The 14,158-nt window shown below is 56.9% G+C and carries 16 protein-coding genes; 8 read left to right on the top strand and 8 right to left on the bottom strand.

Features of this window, described 5'->3' with window-relative positions:
- Nucleotides 1–7 precede the first annotated feature (7 nt).
- Both HMPREF3143_RS14220 and HMPREF3143_RS14215 read right to left on the bottom strand, forming a co-directional pair.
- The gene (locus HMPREF3143_RS14220) at nt 8–187 is read right to left on the bottom strand and encodes a hypothetical protein (protein ID WP_070533446.1); all 180 of its coding nucleotides are present in this window, start codon (nt 185–187) and stop codon (nt 8–10) included.
- A gap of 414 nt (nt 188–601) precedes the next feature.
- Nucleotides 602–976, bottom strand: coding sequence for a plasmid mobilization protein (locus HMPREF3143_RS14215; RefSeq protein ID WP_070533444.1), 375 nt, complete (start codon nt 974–976; stop codon nt 602–604).
- A 414-nt stretch (nt 977–1,390) separates the two neighbouring features.
- On the opposite strand from HMPREF3143_RS14215, the gene HMPREF3143_RS14210 reads away from it, so the two are divergent.
- The 7 genes from HMPREF3143_RS14210 to HMPREF3143_RS14180 all read left to right on the top strand — a co-directional run bounded on the left by HMPREF3143_RS14210 (nt 1,391) and on the right by HMPREF3143_RS14180 (nt 5,358).
- Complete coding sequence (locus HMPREF3143_RS14210) at nt 1,391–1,633, top strand: TraK family protein (RefSeq protein ID WP_016943286.1); 243 nt, start codon at nt 1,391–1,393, stop codon at nt 1,631–1,633.
- Between the two features lie 82 nt (nt 1,634–1,715).
- On the top strand, nt 1,716–1,934 hold the full coding sequence (locus HMPREF3143_RS14205) for a TraC family protein (RefSeq protein WP_070533442.1): 219 nt from the start codon (nt 1,716–1,718) through the stop codon (nt 1,932–1,934).
- A gap of 2 nt (nt 1,935–1,936) precedes the next feature.
- Nucleotides 1,937–2,161, top strand: coding sequence for a hypothetical protein (locus HMPREF3143_RS14200; RefSeq protein WP_070533440.1), 225 nt, complete (start codon nt 1,937–1,939; stop codon nt 2,159–2,161).
- 269 nt (nt 2,162–2,430) lie between these two features.
- The gene (gene trbJ, locus HMPREF3143_RS14195; RefSeq protein ID WP_070533438.1) at nt 2,431–3,225 is read left to right on the top strand and encodes a P-type conjugative transfer protein TrbJ; all 795 of its coding nucleotides are present in this window, start codon (nt 2,431–2,433) and stop codon (nt 3,223–3,225) included.
- A 2-nt stretch (nt 3,226–3,227) separates the two neighbouring features.
- Nucleotides 3,228–3,413: a hypothetical protein gene (locus HMPREF3143_RS14190; RefSeq protein WP_032437099.1), complete on the top strand. Its 186-nt coding sequence runs from the start codon at nt 3,228–3,230 to the stop codon at nt 3,411–3,413.
- 2 nt (nt 3,414–3,415) lie between these two features.
- Nucleotides 3,416–5,035, top strand: coding sequence for a P-type conjugative transfer protein TrbL (trbL, locus tag HMPREF3143_RS14185; protein WP_070533436.1), 1,620 nt, complete (start codon nt 3,416–3,418; stop codon nt 5,033–5,035).
- 2 nt (nt 5,036–5,037) lie between these two features.
- On the top strand, nt 5,038–5,358 hold the full coding sequence (locus tag HMPREF3143_RS14180; protein ID WP_016941857.1) for a hypothetical protein: 321 nt from the start codon (nt 5,038–5,040) through the stop codon (nt 5,356–5,358).
- Nucleotides 5,359–5,850: 492 nt separating this feature from the next.
- Here the strand turns inward: HMPREF3143_RS14180 and HMPREF3143_RS14175 are convergent, their stop codons facing one another.
- The 6 genes from HMPREF3143_RS14175 to guaB form a co-directional block, all read right to left on the bottom strand.
- Complete coding sequence (locus HMPREF3143_RS14175) at nt 5,851–6,603, bottom strand: ABC transporter ATPase (protein WP_070533434.1); 753 nt, start codon at nt 6,601–6,603, stop codon at nt 5,851–5,853.
- Complete coding sequence (locus HMPREF3143_RS14170) at nt 6,590–7,471, bottom strand: helicase RepA family protein (RefSeq protein ID WP_070533432.1); 882 nt, start codon at nt 7,469–7,471, stop codon at nt 6,590–6,592. Before HMPREF3143_RS14170 ends, HMPREF3143_RS14175 begins: the two co-directional genes overlap by 14 nt.
- 3 nt (nt 7,472–7,474) lie before the next feature.
- Entirely contained in the window at nt 7,475–7,705 is a 231-nt protein-coding gene (locus HMPREF3143_RS14165) for a helix-turn-helix transcriptional regulator (RefSeq protein ID WP_016941854.1), read from the bottom strand.
- 285 nt (nt 7,706–7,990) lie between these two features.
- A complete protein-coding gene (locus HMPREF3143_RS14160; RefSeq protein ID WP_016941853.1) occupies nt 7,991–9,199 on the bottom strand; it encodes a tyrosine-type recombinase/integrase in 1,209 nt (402 codons plus the stop codon).
- 308 nt (nt 9,200–9,507) lie between these two features.
- Nucleotides 9,508–11,085, bottom strand: a complete 1,578-nt coding sequence (guaA, locus tag HMPREF3143_RS14155) for a glutamine-hydrolyzing GMP synthase (RefSeq protein WP_008502126.1) — start codon at nt 11,083–11,085, stop codon at nt 9,508–9,510.
- A gap of 67 nt (nt 11,086–11,152) precedes the next feature.
- Nucleotides 11,153–12,619, bottom strand: a complete 1,467-nt coding sequence (gene guaB, locus HMPREF3143_RS14150) for an IMP dehydrogenase (protein ID WP_008502128.1) — start codon at nt 12,617–12,619, stop codon at nt 11,153–11,155.
- 158 nt (nt 12,620–12,777) lie between these two features.
- Here guaB and xseA point away from each other — a divergent pair, with 158 nt between their 5' ends.
- On the top strand, nt 12,778–14,151 hold the full coding sequence (gene xseA / locus HMPREF3143_RS14145; protein WP_070533430.1) for an exodeoxyribonuclease VII large subunit: 1,374 nt from the start codon (nt 12,778–12,780) through the stop codon (nt 14,149–14,151).
- Nucleotides 14,152–14,158 lie beyond the last annotated feature (7 nt).

Here is a 14,158-nt window from a genome sequence, read left to right as displayed (position 1 = left end):
ACTAAAATCATTGTCCTTGATATTTTTCTGGAATTATTATGAGCTGCCGACGCAGAATATCAATCTCTCCTTGTTCTCCGTCACGCAAAACATCCTCAGCAAGTTTGATCGCGTATTCTGGATCAGAGTCAAACGCCTCCGCCATAACTTCATCGTGGCCTCGATCTCTCTTATCTTGTTTTTTCATTTAAGCCTCGACAATGCTTACCGATTCGCATTTTGAGTTGTGCAATCCAAGTCTATACCAAATCACATGATTTGCTTCTCGATCTCCATCACCAAGCGGTACAGGCAATCATTCGTGCTCGGGCTTCAACCACCACAAATCTTGCCCTGAAAGCCTCACGGCTCACCTTGACCACAGCCGTCATCCGCCTCATCAGTTCCAACACCGATGAATCGAGGTCGCAGCACTGCGTGCCTCAACATAGGTGTGCTGCCAACCAATGCTTCCGTAGATCCGTGCAACATGCTGCAGAACGAACCTTCGATGCGTTGGCTAGCCACCTATCAATCCAACATCAGGCGCTCGATTAGATGCATCGATACGGCATAACTGTGAAGCTGAACTTTGCTCTGTCTTAGATGACACGTTCAGCAGTCATCTTACGACGCGTGGCATGATGGAAAGCACCTCGCTCTGCAATTTGTGAAATTCATTCATCATCGCTTCCACATCCATTGGACTTGCGCCTTGTCCACGCTTCTCCGCGAGCCAAAGTTTCAGCAGTCCGGCCACCCGGCCAGGGTCGCCATTGCCCTTGGCCAAGTCGGCAACTGCTAGCAAGTCAACCATGGATCGAATATGGCTGTTACGACCGACAGCCGGCAGGTAGGCGGACAACGACAAACCGGACTGAGCAGCCCGGTCGGCCAGCTCGGCCTTTTCGTCGTTGTTCACCCATACCTCTATTCGTTGGCCTCGGGGTCGGGTTCCTCGGCCCTTCCCTTTCGGTTTCTGTTCTTCGTCACTCATCAGTGCCCCTTTTCCATCGCGCCCGATGGCGCGGATTGGTGTCGTTGTCTTGCCCGGCTTGCGCCTCCTTTTGGTGCCCGTGGCTCCTTTGTCGCGGCAGCGACTGTCAGCCTCGCAGAGCAGGATGCCGTCGAGCCGCAGGCGAGTAAGGGGCGGTGGTGGAGGCCCTAGCTGCGTAGCAGCGTAGGCCTACAACACACATCTTGCCGTACTGCTCAGTGCAATTTTAGGCAATTTAACGCTAATGGCCAGCTTCGCTAACATCAGTTGCGTTCATTTTCCTATAATTGCGCTAGTTTTCCTTAAATCGCGCAACGTCGCGTTATTACGAGCGCAGAATTGCGTAAAATTGCGCTAATTTTCTTTGCTTGGATATACTGGTTTGGACCGAACGTCGAGAACGGAGAAAGGCACATGACCGACCATCAAAATGCAAATACTGAACGTCGCCCTCAACGCCGTGGCCGCGCATCGTTCGTAGCGGTACTGGATGAGGTGCGGAAGGAGCACGAACGCGGGGTACCGCTGGTATGGATTTATGAGGCATTCGCGGACCGGCTCGAAATGGGATACACCCAGTTCACCAAATACGTCACACGATACATCAAGCAAGGTCAGCCAATCCTCGCTCCCTACAAGCACGACGGGAAGCGATGATCCTGTTATGGCCAAACATGCCGACGGTCGTTAGAATGCAATTACATTCAACGGCGTAAAGCCAAAATGGCACCAAAGAGGAATGGATAAATTGGCCAGAAAGACACTTTTAGAGCGGCGAGCTGATGCGCTTTCGGAGCTTGAAACGGCAAAGGCAAGGCTGGCAAAACTTGACAATGAAGCAGCAGAAAGAATCGGAAGAATTGCAATAAAGTCAGGATTGGTTAATCTTGAGCTTACGGACGATCAAGTCCGAGAGGAATTCGACAAAATCGTGGAAAGGATCAGCAAGGGGAATTGATCATGAAGACAGCTCACCGCATCAGCGCATTGGCCAATCAACTCAACGAACTGCAAGCCTGCCTCGGTCGAGCCAGTGGACGGCCTAGCAAGAGCGTTATGGAAGCCCAGCGCATAGCGGCCGAGCTGGCTTCTTCACTCGAAGATTGGCACCTTGAAACGCTACACATCCCTGAACCGGAGCGTGACCTTTATCGCGCACAGAATCCCTATTACGCTACCCACTGACGCCGCGCACCGCCTTATCAAAAGCTCACTTCGGTGGGCTTTTTTTTGTCCGCAAAACGTATCAAACCGGACAGCCGAGCCCCTTTCACGCGTCAAGAAAAACGCGATCAAAATCATAGTGTTGAGAAACAATCTCTTGAAGATTGACGGACGGTTTACGGACATAAATCATTGAATTTTATGCGGATACCAGATTATCCGCATATTTAAAACTGCCCCATATCGGTCAATAATCAAACCTCGACATGTGACAAAACGAGGTATTCGGTATGGAAATTGAATCGCAAAAATCGCCGATTTCGTCAGCTCGAAAATTCGGTCGAGGCGCGGCGCTAGCTCTGGCAATGGCAAGCACAGGCCTTGGTGTAAGTCTCTACCTGGCACCTGCCCCGGCTTACGCCATCTACTGCTCGAACTGCTCGACGTTCTATCAGCAGATGTTCGAGTACGCCGAAGCGGTCAACACGCAGCTGAACACTGCCCAGCAACTGGCAACGCAGATTCAGCAGTATCAAAACATGGTCACGCAGGGTCTGAGTTTGCCCAACTCCATGTTCGGCAGTATCGCGGCCGACCTGCAAAGCGTGGCGAATATCTACACGAAGTCGCAGGCCTTGGGCCGCCAAATCCAGAACATGGATTCGCAGTTCAACACGCAGTTTCCCGGCTTCGAGTCCTACCTGAATCAAGCCGCGAACTCGGCGGAAGCCCCGGCGCGGGATCGTTATCAGAAGTGGTCAGAGCAGGGGCGCGACAACGTGAAGGCGGCGATGGAAGCGGCGAACCTCAATACCGGCACTTTCGAGTCTGAGGACGCGCAGCTTGCCCGCATGGTTTCCCGTTCGCAGTCGGCCGCTGGCCGGATGCAGGCGATTCAGGCGGGCAACGAAATAGCCTCGCAGAACGTGCAGCAACTGCAAAAGCTGCGCGATCTGGTAGCCACGCAAATCAACATGCAGGGCAACTACATGGCCCAGCAAGGCGACCGGAGGGCCGCTAGCGAAGCCGCCGAACAACAATTCGAAGCTCGGAAGAATAACTGGGGACCTTCGGAGGACTTCTAATCATGTTGATATCTAAGACTTTTATCGCTGTGCTGTGCATCGCTTCTGCTCTTGGTGGTGCTGTTGTGTCCGGTGTCTTTGTTTCCGTCAGCACCAATTGCGCGACTGCTGAACGGCCTATGCCGACAGATGCCGATAAAAACTTCGAAGCCCGGAAAAACAACTGGGGTCCATCTGAGGATTTCTAACTATGCAACGTTCAGCACTACTCGCACTCATCGGTGCGGTGCTCTTGCTTTCGGCCGGCACTGCTGCGGCAGCAGGAGATATAACTCAAGGCAATGAAATGAATGGGCTTTTGCGGATGCTCTATGACGCCGCAAGTGAATGGTCGCCACGACTACAGGGCTATGCACTCACATTGCTGGCTTCCCTTGCACTAATCCAATTGGTGTGGACGTTCATGCCTTTAGTCATGAAACAAGCTGACTTCGGCGAAATCGTCGGCGAGTTGATCCGCTTCTTCATGGCTATCGGCTTTTTCTACGCGATCATTGAGAATTCCGTTCCTTGGGCGACAGCTGTAGTAGACAGTTTTCGCGAAGCAGCGGGCACGGCTAGCGGTTTGGGCCGTGCGCTTCAGCCGGGCGATATGTTCGCGGTCGCCGTCGATTTCTCGCGCACCATCGTAGAGGGAATCTCAGTTTTCTCTCCGGGTAAAGCGGTCCTCATCGCGCTTGTTGGCTGTTTGGTTTTACTGTGCTTCGCCTTCATCGCGGCATTCATGTTTGTGACGCTTGTAGAGTCATACGTCATCATCAACGCCTCCGTGCTGTTCTTCGGCTTTGGTGGTTCGCAATGGACACGCGACTTTGCAATTGCTCCGCTCCGCTTCGTTATCGCAGTAGGTGCCAAGCTGTTCGTCCTAACGTTGATCGTAGGAATTATCGTCACGTCGGCGAAGTCTTGGTTAGCAGCGTATACCAACGACGAAGCGTCTCTGATGACATTGGCGGGCTTGGCTCTGGTATGCGCATACCTGACTAAGACTATTCCCGAATTGATCGGCGGGATGATTAGCGGCACGTCGATGGGCGGCGGATCAGCCATTGGTGGCATGGCGGCTGCCGGTGCGGCCGGTGCGGCGGCGGCGATCGCAACCATCGCCACGGCCGGTGCGGCGGCTCCGGCTGCTGCCGGTGCTCTTGGCGCGGCCGGGAGTGGTAGTGCAGCGGGGGCAGGTGCGGCGGGTGCCGGTGGGCTTGGCGGCGGCGGTCTGGCGGCCGCGATCAATTCCAGCTTTGCCGGTGGTAGTGCGCCCGCCGCAGCCGCATCAGGTGGCGGGGCGGCCTCTGGCCTCGGCGCAAGCACTGGCGGTCAAGCGGCGGCCAAGGGCGCGTCGTCGGCAGGTGCCAGAGTGGGCGGCAGCGGCGCACCACAAACGCCGGGCGCAGCGCCACAGCAGCCTAACAGCGGCGTACAGCAGGCCGCCAAGCAGGCCGGGAAGTCCGCGCAGGTCAATGACGACAAAGACCCGCAAGCGACACCAAAAGGGGGAGTTGTCAGCTCCGGCAACGCACTTTCCCAAGCGGCCAATGGTGGCGCAAAGATGCTCGGCGTGATGGCCTCGATGGCAGTGCCGGGCATGGAGAACGCGCACGGCTTGTCTCTTGGCGCAGGATCTGCGCCACCTGTTCCCGACGATACCAGTTCGGCCACTCCAGCCAATGGAGCGGAATCTGCCGCGGAACCTACACAAGCGGAATTTAACGTCATCCGTCCGGCCTCGGACAACAGCTCTACTCCCGACCGCCTCGCCTCGCTCAACGTGCCGGGCATGACCTCGAATAACGACCAACCGGAGAAATAACCATGATGGACATTCTGATGTTCGCTGGATTCGTAGTACTCGCCTCGACTTTCGCCATCGGCATGTGGGCGCTCGGCCGGTGGCTGCGTAGCAAGGGCTACGGACCACAGCTCGATAGGCTGGATCGCCAATACACGGCCTTGCAGCTTCGAGTAAGCCCGCTCGCCTTGTCGGCTTCCTACCGCATGTTTTCCGGGGCGCAGGCTCTGAATCGACTACCTTTGCTGGGCAGCAAGAATAACGCCGCCTTGAACCAGCAAGTTTTGATGGCCATCCAAGCCGCGCAGGAAGCCCAGAGGCAAGAGAAGCGCGACAATCGCTGATCGCTGGCCAGCCTCACAGACAACCCCGCCTAAGTGCGGGGTTTTGTTTGCCTGCCGCGCTCCCTCCGTCTATTACACACCCTGTAAGGCCCTGTGCTGCGCTCTGAGCAATTTTCTCGGATAGCCGCACCCAAACCCCATCACCGCACCCTTAAAAAGCGTTTTTGGCGGCTCCTACGGCCTTCTGGTGGGGCGCGATGGGTCATTCGCCCCCAAGCCTTTCCTTTTGGTGTCTATTCAGATGCCGCAGACGGCACGATGCACCAGGTGCTCGAGGTGGTGTGTGTTCGACGGAGCGAACCGCCCTTCCTTTGGTGTCTAACGGCCGTAGGCCGACTGGCAAGGCCGAACCGCGCCAAAGCGCGGGCTGTGCCGCGCAGGAACTGAATATCCTGAATATCCTGATAACTCCGGGCGGGTGTGCCACGTTTCGGGCGGCTGTGCCACGCTACCGGGCGGCTGTGCCACGCCATCGGGCGGGTGTGCCACGCTTCAGGTGTTGCAAGCGCCGTTTTTCTTGATGCGGTCGCCGTCGAGCACAAGCCCAATTTCCCGTAACTCTTGAGTCTCCTCCTTGAGCCTTCGTCTCGCATCGCGCATGGCTTGGCTTGAGGCCTGTCCGGCAACCGCCACGATAACGGTGTCAAGATACCAACCGCCTGTCGGTTCTACTTTGTGGCTCAAAACGTGCCGCGCTACCGCTTGGCTAATGCCATGCTGCAGGCGGGCAATGGGGGCTGGGTCGTAGTACAGACTCAAGTCATGCTCAAGCAGCATCACCAGCGCTACGCCAAGGCGCACCCGCCATAGATTCCGTTCTCCCCCCGTTAGGGGATCAGGCCGTGTCATGGGCGATGGGATAACGTGATCAATCAATCCCCCGATTATTGGGAAATCGAATTGTGGCGTCTCAATTGTGATCGTCGCCGCTCGCAGCTCGGCCAACAGCTTTTCGATCTGCGCAAAGCTGTAGCGGCTGTCGGAAAGTGTTTTTCTCACCCGAGCGGGGTCTACCAGAAGCTCTACGCCACCATCAGAGACAGGGCGCCGACGTTCTGCGCAGTACAGGACCGCTTCCACAATATCGGCGTGCCTCTGGCCTAGCCTGCCTGCCACGCGGCAGCGGCCAAATGATGTATCTGTCCAATCACCTTCGCGCAATCGCGGGCGCTGGCTAGGCTGATAGAGCATTACCCGCGCCTGTGCGCTAGTACTGGTGGGGGTCACGGCATTACCACCGCTCATCGTCGCCTCCATTGACGATGTGCAGAGTGCTCTCCTTCTTCGTCGTCGCTAAGAGTTCCACTGGCACAAGGACGCCGCCGTCGTGGCGCTTGTACCATTGATCGAGCGGGGTGGCGTCGTAGTTCTGTTTGCTAACACCAAAGCGAACAAAAAAGCCTCTTCGTTCGTTGCCGATGGGCTGACGGTCATAGGCGCGGTCGCTGAGGCTCTTGGCCTCGTCCGCGGTCATCTTAGCGACGAAGCCGCACCAGCGGGCATTGTCGATTAAGGCGGATGCTCCTCGTGCTGCCTGCTGTTGATCCGTCTGCCCATCGCGGGCGCTGCCCTTGCTGACATGATGCAGGTACAGGACGGACGCCCCAGTGCTTACCGCGACGTACTCCAGCGTGGCGACAAGTCGTGCCATGTCGCCGTTGCTATTCTCGTCCCGATCGTGAATCCGGCTCAGGGTGTCCAGTACGATCAACCGGGCACCGGCGCAAAATTCAATGATGCGGACAAGGTGCCGCTCATCCATCACGTTCAAGCGCTTACCCATGATCGGCTCAAGGGTGAGGTTCTCCGCGATGGCTTCACGTGCCTGCTGATTCAGGTGCTGACCGATGGCATGGATACGGCGCTCCAGTGCGACTTCTGGGTCTTCCCCAGCGAAATAGACCACACGGCCAGCGCACGCGGGGGCAAGCCCTACAAGATCGCCACCGGCAACGCTGCACGCGATGGCCATTGCGGCTTCCAGCGCCCAGAAGCTCTTGCCTGTGGCTCCGGGAGCCACTAACGCTCCTACTGTCTTTGCGAGGAAGCCCGGCCAAATAAAGTCTAGTGTGGGCGGTTCGTTCTCGAACGCTGCCCGTAAGTCAATCGCCACAATTCAGGCCCCCATTCCGGGACGAGGGGCCGAGCCGGAATGTTTGCACGCATCAATCCATGCCTCGACCTCGGCTAAATCCCACACGACCTTGCGACTACTAAGTGCGATGCGCTGAGGGAATTTTCCCTGCTTTTCAAAGTTGTAGATCGTGCGCTCGCACAGTGGAATCATCTCCAGCAGCTGCTTTTTGCTAATGAGAACTTTACTCGCTCTCCTTAATTCTCTTTCCACACCGAATACCTCGTTTTGTCATCGTCCGAGGTTTAATTATTGCTACACAATGCCGGTGTTTTCCAGCATTAATGGGCTATTTTCTCGTTTAAAATCAATGTGTTAACCGTCCGACAAACGTATAGTTTCGGGACAGAGATATTCGCCCAATCTCTTGTTTTTCAGGAAGTTTTCTTAAGGAAATTTAGGAGAGAAAGACTGTCCAACAAACGTCTATTTCGGGACAAAAAAAATGCCCACCAAAGTGGGCATTTCGCGACAAAATGCAGGTCTCAAGGCTCCGAATCAGTCCTTGAGGCGGGGCTTCCTGATTGTCCACTCATCGATCATGTCCGCCCAATCCTGAAGCATTGCCCGGCGCTGATCGCGGTACTCGGCCTTGTTGTAGACGGCGCGAACCCCCTTCTGTTCGTGCGCAAGGCACTTCTCGATCCAGTCAGTGTTATAGCCCGCCTCATGTAGAAGCGTGCTGGCTGTGCGCCGCAGGTCGTGCGGTCCGAACTTGCCAAGCGACTGCCCTTCCTTCTGGGCCAGACGATAGGTCAGCGTGAGCACCTGATTGAGCGTGGCGCTGCTCATCGGCAAGTCCGAGTCATAGCGCGATGGCAGCACGTACTCCGAGCCGCCCGCGAAGGTTTTCAGAGCTATGAAAATGTCGAGCGCCTGCCTAGACAGGAACACCAAATGGGGGTTGCGGCGCTTCATCCGCTCCTTGGGGATTGTCCAAAGCGCTTCGGTGAAATTGATCTCGCTCCACGTTGCGTTAGTCAGTTCGCTTTTGCGTACCATCGTCAGCAACAGCAGCTTGGCGGCCGCCCGAATGGAAGGCGTGGTGCCAATGCGCTCCATGTACTGGTACATCAAGCCGATTTCATCGGGCGTCAGTGCTCGATCTCGCGGCTCGAACTTGGCGATGGTCGAGGGGCGCACCAGATCGGCCGGGTTCTCGACCTTCTGGCCGCGCTCGATGGCCCAGCGGTAGACCTGCAAGACGATCTCTCGCGAATGCACCGCTGTTGCCGGTGCGCCTCGTTCTACGATGGCGTCTGTCAGCGCTCGCAAGTCCTCATGGGTAATCTCTACCAGTTTTTGGTTGCCAAATTTCGGCTTTAACTCGCGTTCGTAGACCGAGCGGCGCATGTCTCGGGTATTGGGCGCCATCTGATAGCCGCGCAACCATTTCTCGGCCCACGCGCCGAATGTCTCTGCATCCTTGACGCGGGCTTTGTCCCGCGCCTTCTCCTTGGCTGGAGATTTCCCTGCGGCGATCATCTTCTTGGCTTCGCCCAGCCGTTCGCGGGCTTCCGCTAGCGTGATCCCTCCGACACCGTAACGGCCGAAGGTGATGGTCTCCTGCCTGCCGTGGATCGAGTAGTTGTAGCGGAATGAAATCGAACCCGCAGGCGTGATGGCCACGTAGAGGCCGTCACGGTCATTCACTTTATAGAGCTTGTCCTTTGGCTTGAGGTTGCGCAGCTTGGTATCAGTCAGCATGGTCGGGTTGGATTTCCTCTCAAAAATACCATGCTCAAAAAGCCCCACATACCCCCAAAAAACTTCTTTCAGGACAAAGTGTTACATAAATTCGATACCATGAACACCCCATCATAGGCGGCATGGTATCGAGTGCCGAACATGGCATCAGGTTCAAATCGTACCATCTACCATGCCATAGAAACGGGGTGCTTGGCGATGCATAAATTTGCCAGACAGTGCTACGCCAAGAACGAAAAAAGCCCGCAATTACGCGGGCTTAGGGGTGTTTTAATGCTCTTTGGTGCCAGTCTATGCCGGACGCGGGATCATTCCCACTCAATCGTAGCCGGTGGCTTACCGCTGATGTCATACACCACGCGTGAAATGCCGTTCACTTCGTTGATGATGCGGTTAGACACACGGCCCAGGAAGTCATACGGCAGGTGCGCCCAGTGCGCAGTCATAAAGTCGATGGTTTCCACCGCACGCAGGGAAACAACCCAGTCGTACTTACGGCCATCGCCCATTACGCCGACGGAGCGAACCGGCAGGAACACGGTGAACGCCTGGCTTACCTTGTTATACAGGTCAGCTTTGTGCAGCTCTTCGATGAAGATCGCGTCCGCGCGACGCAGCAGGTCGCAGTACTCTTTCTTCACTTCGCCCAGCACGCGCACGCCCAGACCCGGGCCCGGGAACGGGTGACGGTAGAGCATGTCGTACGGCAGACCCAGTTCCAAACCGATCTTACGCACTTCGTCTTTGAACAGCTCGCGCAGCGGTTCAACCAGGCCCATCTTCATCTCTTTCGGCAGGCCGCCCACGTTGTGGTGAGATTTGATGACGTGTGCTTTACCGGTGGCGGAAGCCGCAGACTCGATCACGTCAGGGTAGATGGTGCCCTGCGCCAGCCACTTCACGTCGTCCAGCTTCAGCGCTTCTTCGTCGAACACTTCCACGAACACGCGGCCGATGATCTTACGTTTTGCTTCCGGATCGTTCTCGCCTTTCAGCGCGTCCAGGAAGCGCTGCTCGCCTTCCACGTGAACGATGTTCAGACCGAAGTGGTCACCAAACATGTCCATAACCTGCTGGGCTTCGTTCAGACGCAGCAGACCGTTGTCCACGAAGACGCAGGTCAGGTTTTTGCCGATGGCACGGTGCAGCAGCATCGCGGTGACGGAGGAGTCCACGCCGCCGGAGAGGCCGAGGATCACTTTGTCATCGCCAACCTGCTGGCGGATACGCTCAACGGCGTCGTCGATGATTTTTGCCGGGGTCCACAGGGCTTCACACTGGCAGATGTCACGCACGAAGCGCTCCAGCATGCGCATACCCTGACGGGTGTGGGTCACTTCCGGGTGGAACTGCACGCCGTAGAAGCGTTTTTCTTCGTTCGCCATGATGGCAAACGGGCAGCTCTCGGTGCTGGCAACGGTCACGAAGTCAGACGGGATAGCGGTGACTTTGTCGCCGTGGCTCATCCACACGTCCAGCAGCGGTTTGCCGTCTGCGGTCAGGGAGTCTTCGATACCGCGCACCAGCGCGCTGTCGTTAACCACTTCAACCTGCGCATAGCCGAACTCGCGCTCGCTGGAGCCTTCTACGTGGCCGCCCAGCTGCATTGCCATGGTCTGCATACCGTAGCAAACGCCGAATACCGGCACGCCAGCTTCGAATACGTACTGCGGCGCGCGCGGGCTGTTTTCTTCGGTGGTGCTTTCCGGGCCGCCGGACAGGATGATGCCGCTTGGATTGAATTCGCGAATCTGTGCTTCCGTGACATCCCACGCCCACAGTTCACAGTAAACGCCCAGTTCACGCACGCGACGCGCCACCAGCTGAGTGTACTGAGAACCAAAGTCCAGGATGAGAATGCGATGTTTATGAATGTTTTCCGTCATTGAAGCTAATTCCGAGGCAAGTGAAACAAAAACAGAGCGCCCGGCAGAAGCCGGGCGCGGAAATTAATCAGGAGCCCAGACGGTAGTTCGGGGACTCTTTGGTGATCGTCACGTCGTGAACGTGGCTCTCCTGGATACCCGCACCGCTGATGCGTACGAATTCCGCTTTAGTACGCAGCAGGTCAATGGTACCACAGCCGGTCAGACCCATACAGGAGCGCAGGCCGCCCATCTGCTGGTGAATGATCTCTTTCAGACGGCCTTTATAGGCAACGCGACCTTCGATACCTTCCGGCACCAGTTTGTCAGCGGCGTTATCGGTCTGGAAGTAACGGTCAGAGGAACCTTTGGACATCGCGCCCAGGGAACCCATACCGCGGTAAGATTTGTAAGAACGGCCCTGGTAGAGTTCGATTTCACCCGGGGATTCTTCGGTACCGGCCAGCATAGAGCCAACCATCACCGCCGCTGCGCCCGCAGCGATCGCTTTCGCGATGTCGCCAGAGAAGCGGATACCGCCGTCAGCGATGACCGGAATACCGGTGCCTTCCAGCGCTTCAACTGCGTCAGACACGGCGGTGATCTGCGGAACGCCCACGCCGGTCACGATACGCGTGGTACAGATAGAGCCAGGGCCGATACCCACTTTCACCGCGCTGCAGCCAGCGTCAGCCAGCGCGCGAGCGCCTGCGCCAGTGGCTACGTTACCGCCGATGATCTGCAGGTCAGGGTATTTGGCACGGGTATCACGGATACGCTGCAGAACGCCTTCAGAGTGGCCGTGAGAGGAGTCAATCAGCAGGACGTCAACGCCCGCGGCAACCAGCGCGTCAACGCGCTCTTCGTTACCGGCACCTGCGCCAACCGCAGCGCCTACGCGCAGACGGCCATGCTCGTCTTTACAGGCGTTAGGCTTACGTTCTGCTTTCTGGAAATCTTTAACGGTGATCATGCCGCGCAGGTGGAAGTTGCTATCAACAACCAGCGCTTTTTCAACGCGTTTTTCGTGCATTTTTGCCAGCACCACGTCGCGGGTTTCACCTTCGCGAACGGTAACCAGACGCTCTTTTGGCGTCATGTACACGCTGACAGGCTGGTTCAGGTCAGTCACGAAACGCACGTCACGACCGGTAATAATACCAACCAGCTCGTTCTCTTCGGTCACCACCGGGTAACCGGCGAAGCCGTTACGCTCGGTCAGGGCTTTCACTTCGTGCAGGGTGGTGGTTGGCAGAACGGTCTGTGGATCGGACACGATGCCGGATTCATGTTTCTTCACGCGGCGAACTTCTTCCGCCTGACGTTCGATAGACATGTTTTTGTGAATAAAGCCAATGCCACCTTCCTGTGCCAGGGCAATTGCCAGGCGCGCTTCAGTCACGGTGTCCATTGCCGCAGAGAGCATAGGAATGTTCAGGCGAATGGTTTTCGTCAACTGCGTGCTGAGATCGGCAGTATTCGGCAGAACGGTGGAATGAGCGGGAACGAGGAGGACGTCGTCAAACGTCAGTGCTTCTTTAGCGATACGTAGCATGGGCAATATCTCTGACCTGGGTGGTTAAATATTGCCGTGGCATTATACAGAGCGTAACCGATTGCATCTACACTTTTTTATAAAAAAGCTTGCGATTGCCTCTCAGCAGGTTACTATCGACTGAATAACTTGCTGATTTAGAATTTGATCCCGCTCACATGTTATCCTCTCAATCCCCCTCAATTTATACCGTCAGCCGCCTGAATCAGACGGTGCGTTTGCTGCTTGAGCAGGAAATGGGGCAGGTCTGGATCAGCGGTGAAATCTCTAACTTCACGCAGCCCTCCTCCGGCCACTGGTACTTTACGCTAAAAGACGATACCGCCCAGGTGCGCTGTGCGATGTTCCGCAACAGCAACCGCCGCGTGACGTTCCGTCCACAGCACGGCCAGCAGGTTCTGGTGCGCGCCAATATCACCCTCTATGAGCCGCGCGGTGATTATCAGATTATCGTCGAGAGCATGCAGCCTGCGGGCGAAGGTCTGCTGCAGCAGAAGTACGAACAGTTAAAGGCTAAGCTCTCGGAAGAGGGACTTTTCGACCAGCAGTTCAAAAAGCCGCTGCCCTCGCCTGCCCACTGCGTGGGGGTCATCACCTCGAAAACCGGTGCGGCACTGCACGATATTTTGCACGTTCTGAAGCGTCGCGACCCTTCCCTGCCCGTCATTATCTACCCGACCGCCGTGCAGGGTGACGATGCGCCGGGGCAGATTGTGCGCGCCATAGCGCTGGCGAACGCGCGTCAGGAGTGCGACGTCTTAATCGTCGGGCGCGGCGGCGGCTCGCTGGAAGACTTGTGGAGCTTTAACGACGAGCGCGTGGCGCGGGCAATCTTTGCCAGCCTTATCCCCGTGGTGAGCGCCGTCGGCCACGAAACGGACGTGACGATCGCCGATTTTGTCGCGGATCTCCGCGCGCCGACGCCGTCCGCGGCGGCGGAAGTGGTCAGCCGCAACCAGCTGGAGCTGCTGCGTCAGATCCAGAGCGGCCAGCAGCGTCTGGAGATGGCGATGGACTACTACCTCGCCAACCGGACCCGGCGCTTTACCCAGCTTCATCACCGTCTACAGCAGCAGCACCCGCAGCTGCGCCTGGCGCGTCAGCAGACCGTACTGGAGCGCCTGCGCCAGCGCATGAACGTGGCGATGGACACCCAGATCAAGCGCGCGGTGTCGCGCCAGCAGCGCGTGACGCAGCGTCTGAACCAGCAGAACCCGCAGCCGAAAATTTATCGTGCGCAAACGCGGATTCAGCAGCTTGAGTACCGTCTGGCGGAAACTCTCCGCGCGCGACTGAGCGCCACCCGGGAACGCTTTGGCAATGCGGTGACCCACCTTGAAGCGGTCAGCCCCCTCTCCACGCTGGCGCGCGGCTATAGCGTGACGACGGCAACGGACGGCAAGGTGCTGAAGCAAACCAAACAGGTGAGTACCGGTGATGTGCTGACGACGCGTCTGTCAGACGGCTGGGTAGAAAGCGAAGTGAAATCAATTAAACCGGTGAAAAAGACCCGTCAGCGTAAAACCGGATAATTCTTCG

Origin of the sequence: Enterobacter sp. HMSC16D10 (assembly GCF_001807145.1) — a bacterium.
Lineage (GTDB): Bacteria > Pseudomonadota > Gammaproteobacteria > Enterobacterales > Enterobacteriaceae > Enterobacter > Enterobacter roggenkampii.
Note: the sequence above shows the minus strand (reverse complement) of the source record. Positions and strands in the feature narration are given on the sequence as shown.

Excerpts from the sequence above, each read along its gene's own strand:
- HMPREF3143_RS14220 (WP_070533446.1), bottom strand. The coding sequence starts at position 187 with ATGAAAAAACAAGATAAGAGAGATCGAGGCCACGATGAAGTTATGGCG.
- HMPREF3143_RS14215 (WP_070533444.1), bottom strand. The coding sequence starts at position 976 with ATGAGTGACGAAGAACAGAAACCGAAAGGGAAGGGCCGAGGAACCCGA.
- HMPREF3143_RS14210 (WP_016943286.1), top strand. The coding sequence starts at position 1,391 with ATGACCGACCATCAAAATGCAAATACTGAACGTCGCCCTCAACGCCGT.
- HMPREF3143_RS14205 (WP_070533442.1), top strand. The coding sequence starts at position 1,716 with ATGGATAAATTGGCCAGAAAGACACTTTTAGAGCGGCGAGCTGATGCG.
- HMPREF3143_RS14200 (WP_070533440.1), top strand. The coding sequence starts at position 1,937 with ATGAAGACAGCTCACCGCATCAGCGCATTGGCCAATCAACTCAACGAA.
- trbJ (WP_070533438.1), top strand. The coding sequence starts at position 2,431 with ATGGAAATTGAATCGCAAAAATCGCCGATTTCGTCAGCTCGAAAATTC.
- HMPREF3143_RS14190 (WP_032437099.1), top strand. The coding sequence starts at position 3,228 with ATGTTGATATCTAAGACTTTTATCGCTGTGCTGTGCATCGCTTCTGCT.
- trbL (WP_070533436.1), top strand. The coding sequence starts at position 3,416 with ATGCAACGTTCAGCACTACTCGCACTCATCGGTGCGGTGCTCTTGCTT.
- HMPREF3143_RS14180 (WP_016941857.1), top strand. The coding sequence starts at position 5,038 with ATGATGGACATTCTGATGTTCGCTGGATTCGTAGTACTCGCCTCGACT.
- HMPREF3143_RS14175 (WP_070533434.1), bottom strand. The coding sequence starts at position 6,603 with ATGAGCGGTGGTAATGCCGTGACCCCCACCAGTACTAGCGCACAGGCG.
- HMPREF3143_RS14160 (WP_016941853.1), bottom strand. The coding sequence starts at position 9,199 with ATGCTGACTGATACCAAGCTGCGCAACCTCAAGCCAAAGGACAAGCTC.
- guaA (WP_008502126.1), bottom strand. The coding sequence starts at position 11,085 with ATGACGGAAAACATTCATAAACATCGCATTCTCATCCTGGACTTTGGT.
- guaB (WP_008502128.1), bottom strand. The coding sequence starts at position 12,619 with ATGCTACGTATCGCTAAAGAAGCACTGACGTTTGACGACGTCCTCCTC.
- xseA (WP_070533430.1), top strand. The coding sequence starts at position 12,778 with ATGTTATCCTCTCAATCCCCCTCAATTTATACCGTCAGCCGCCTGAAT.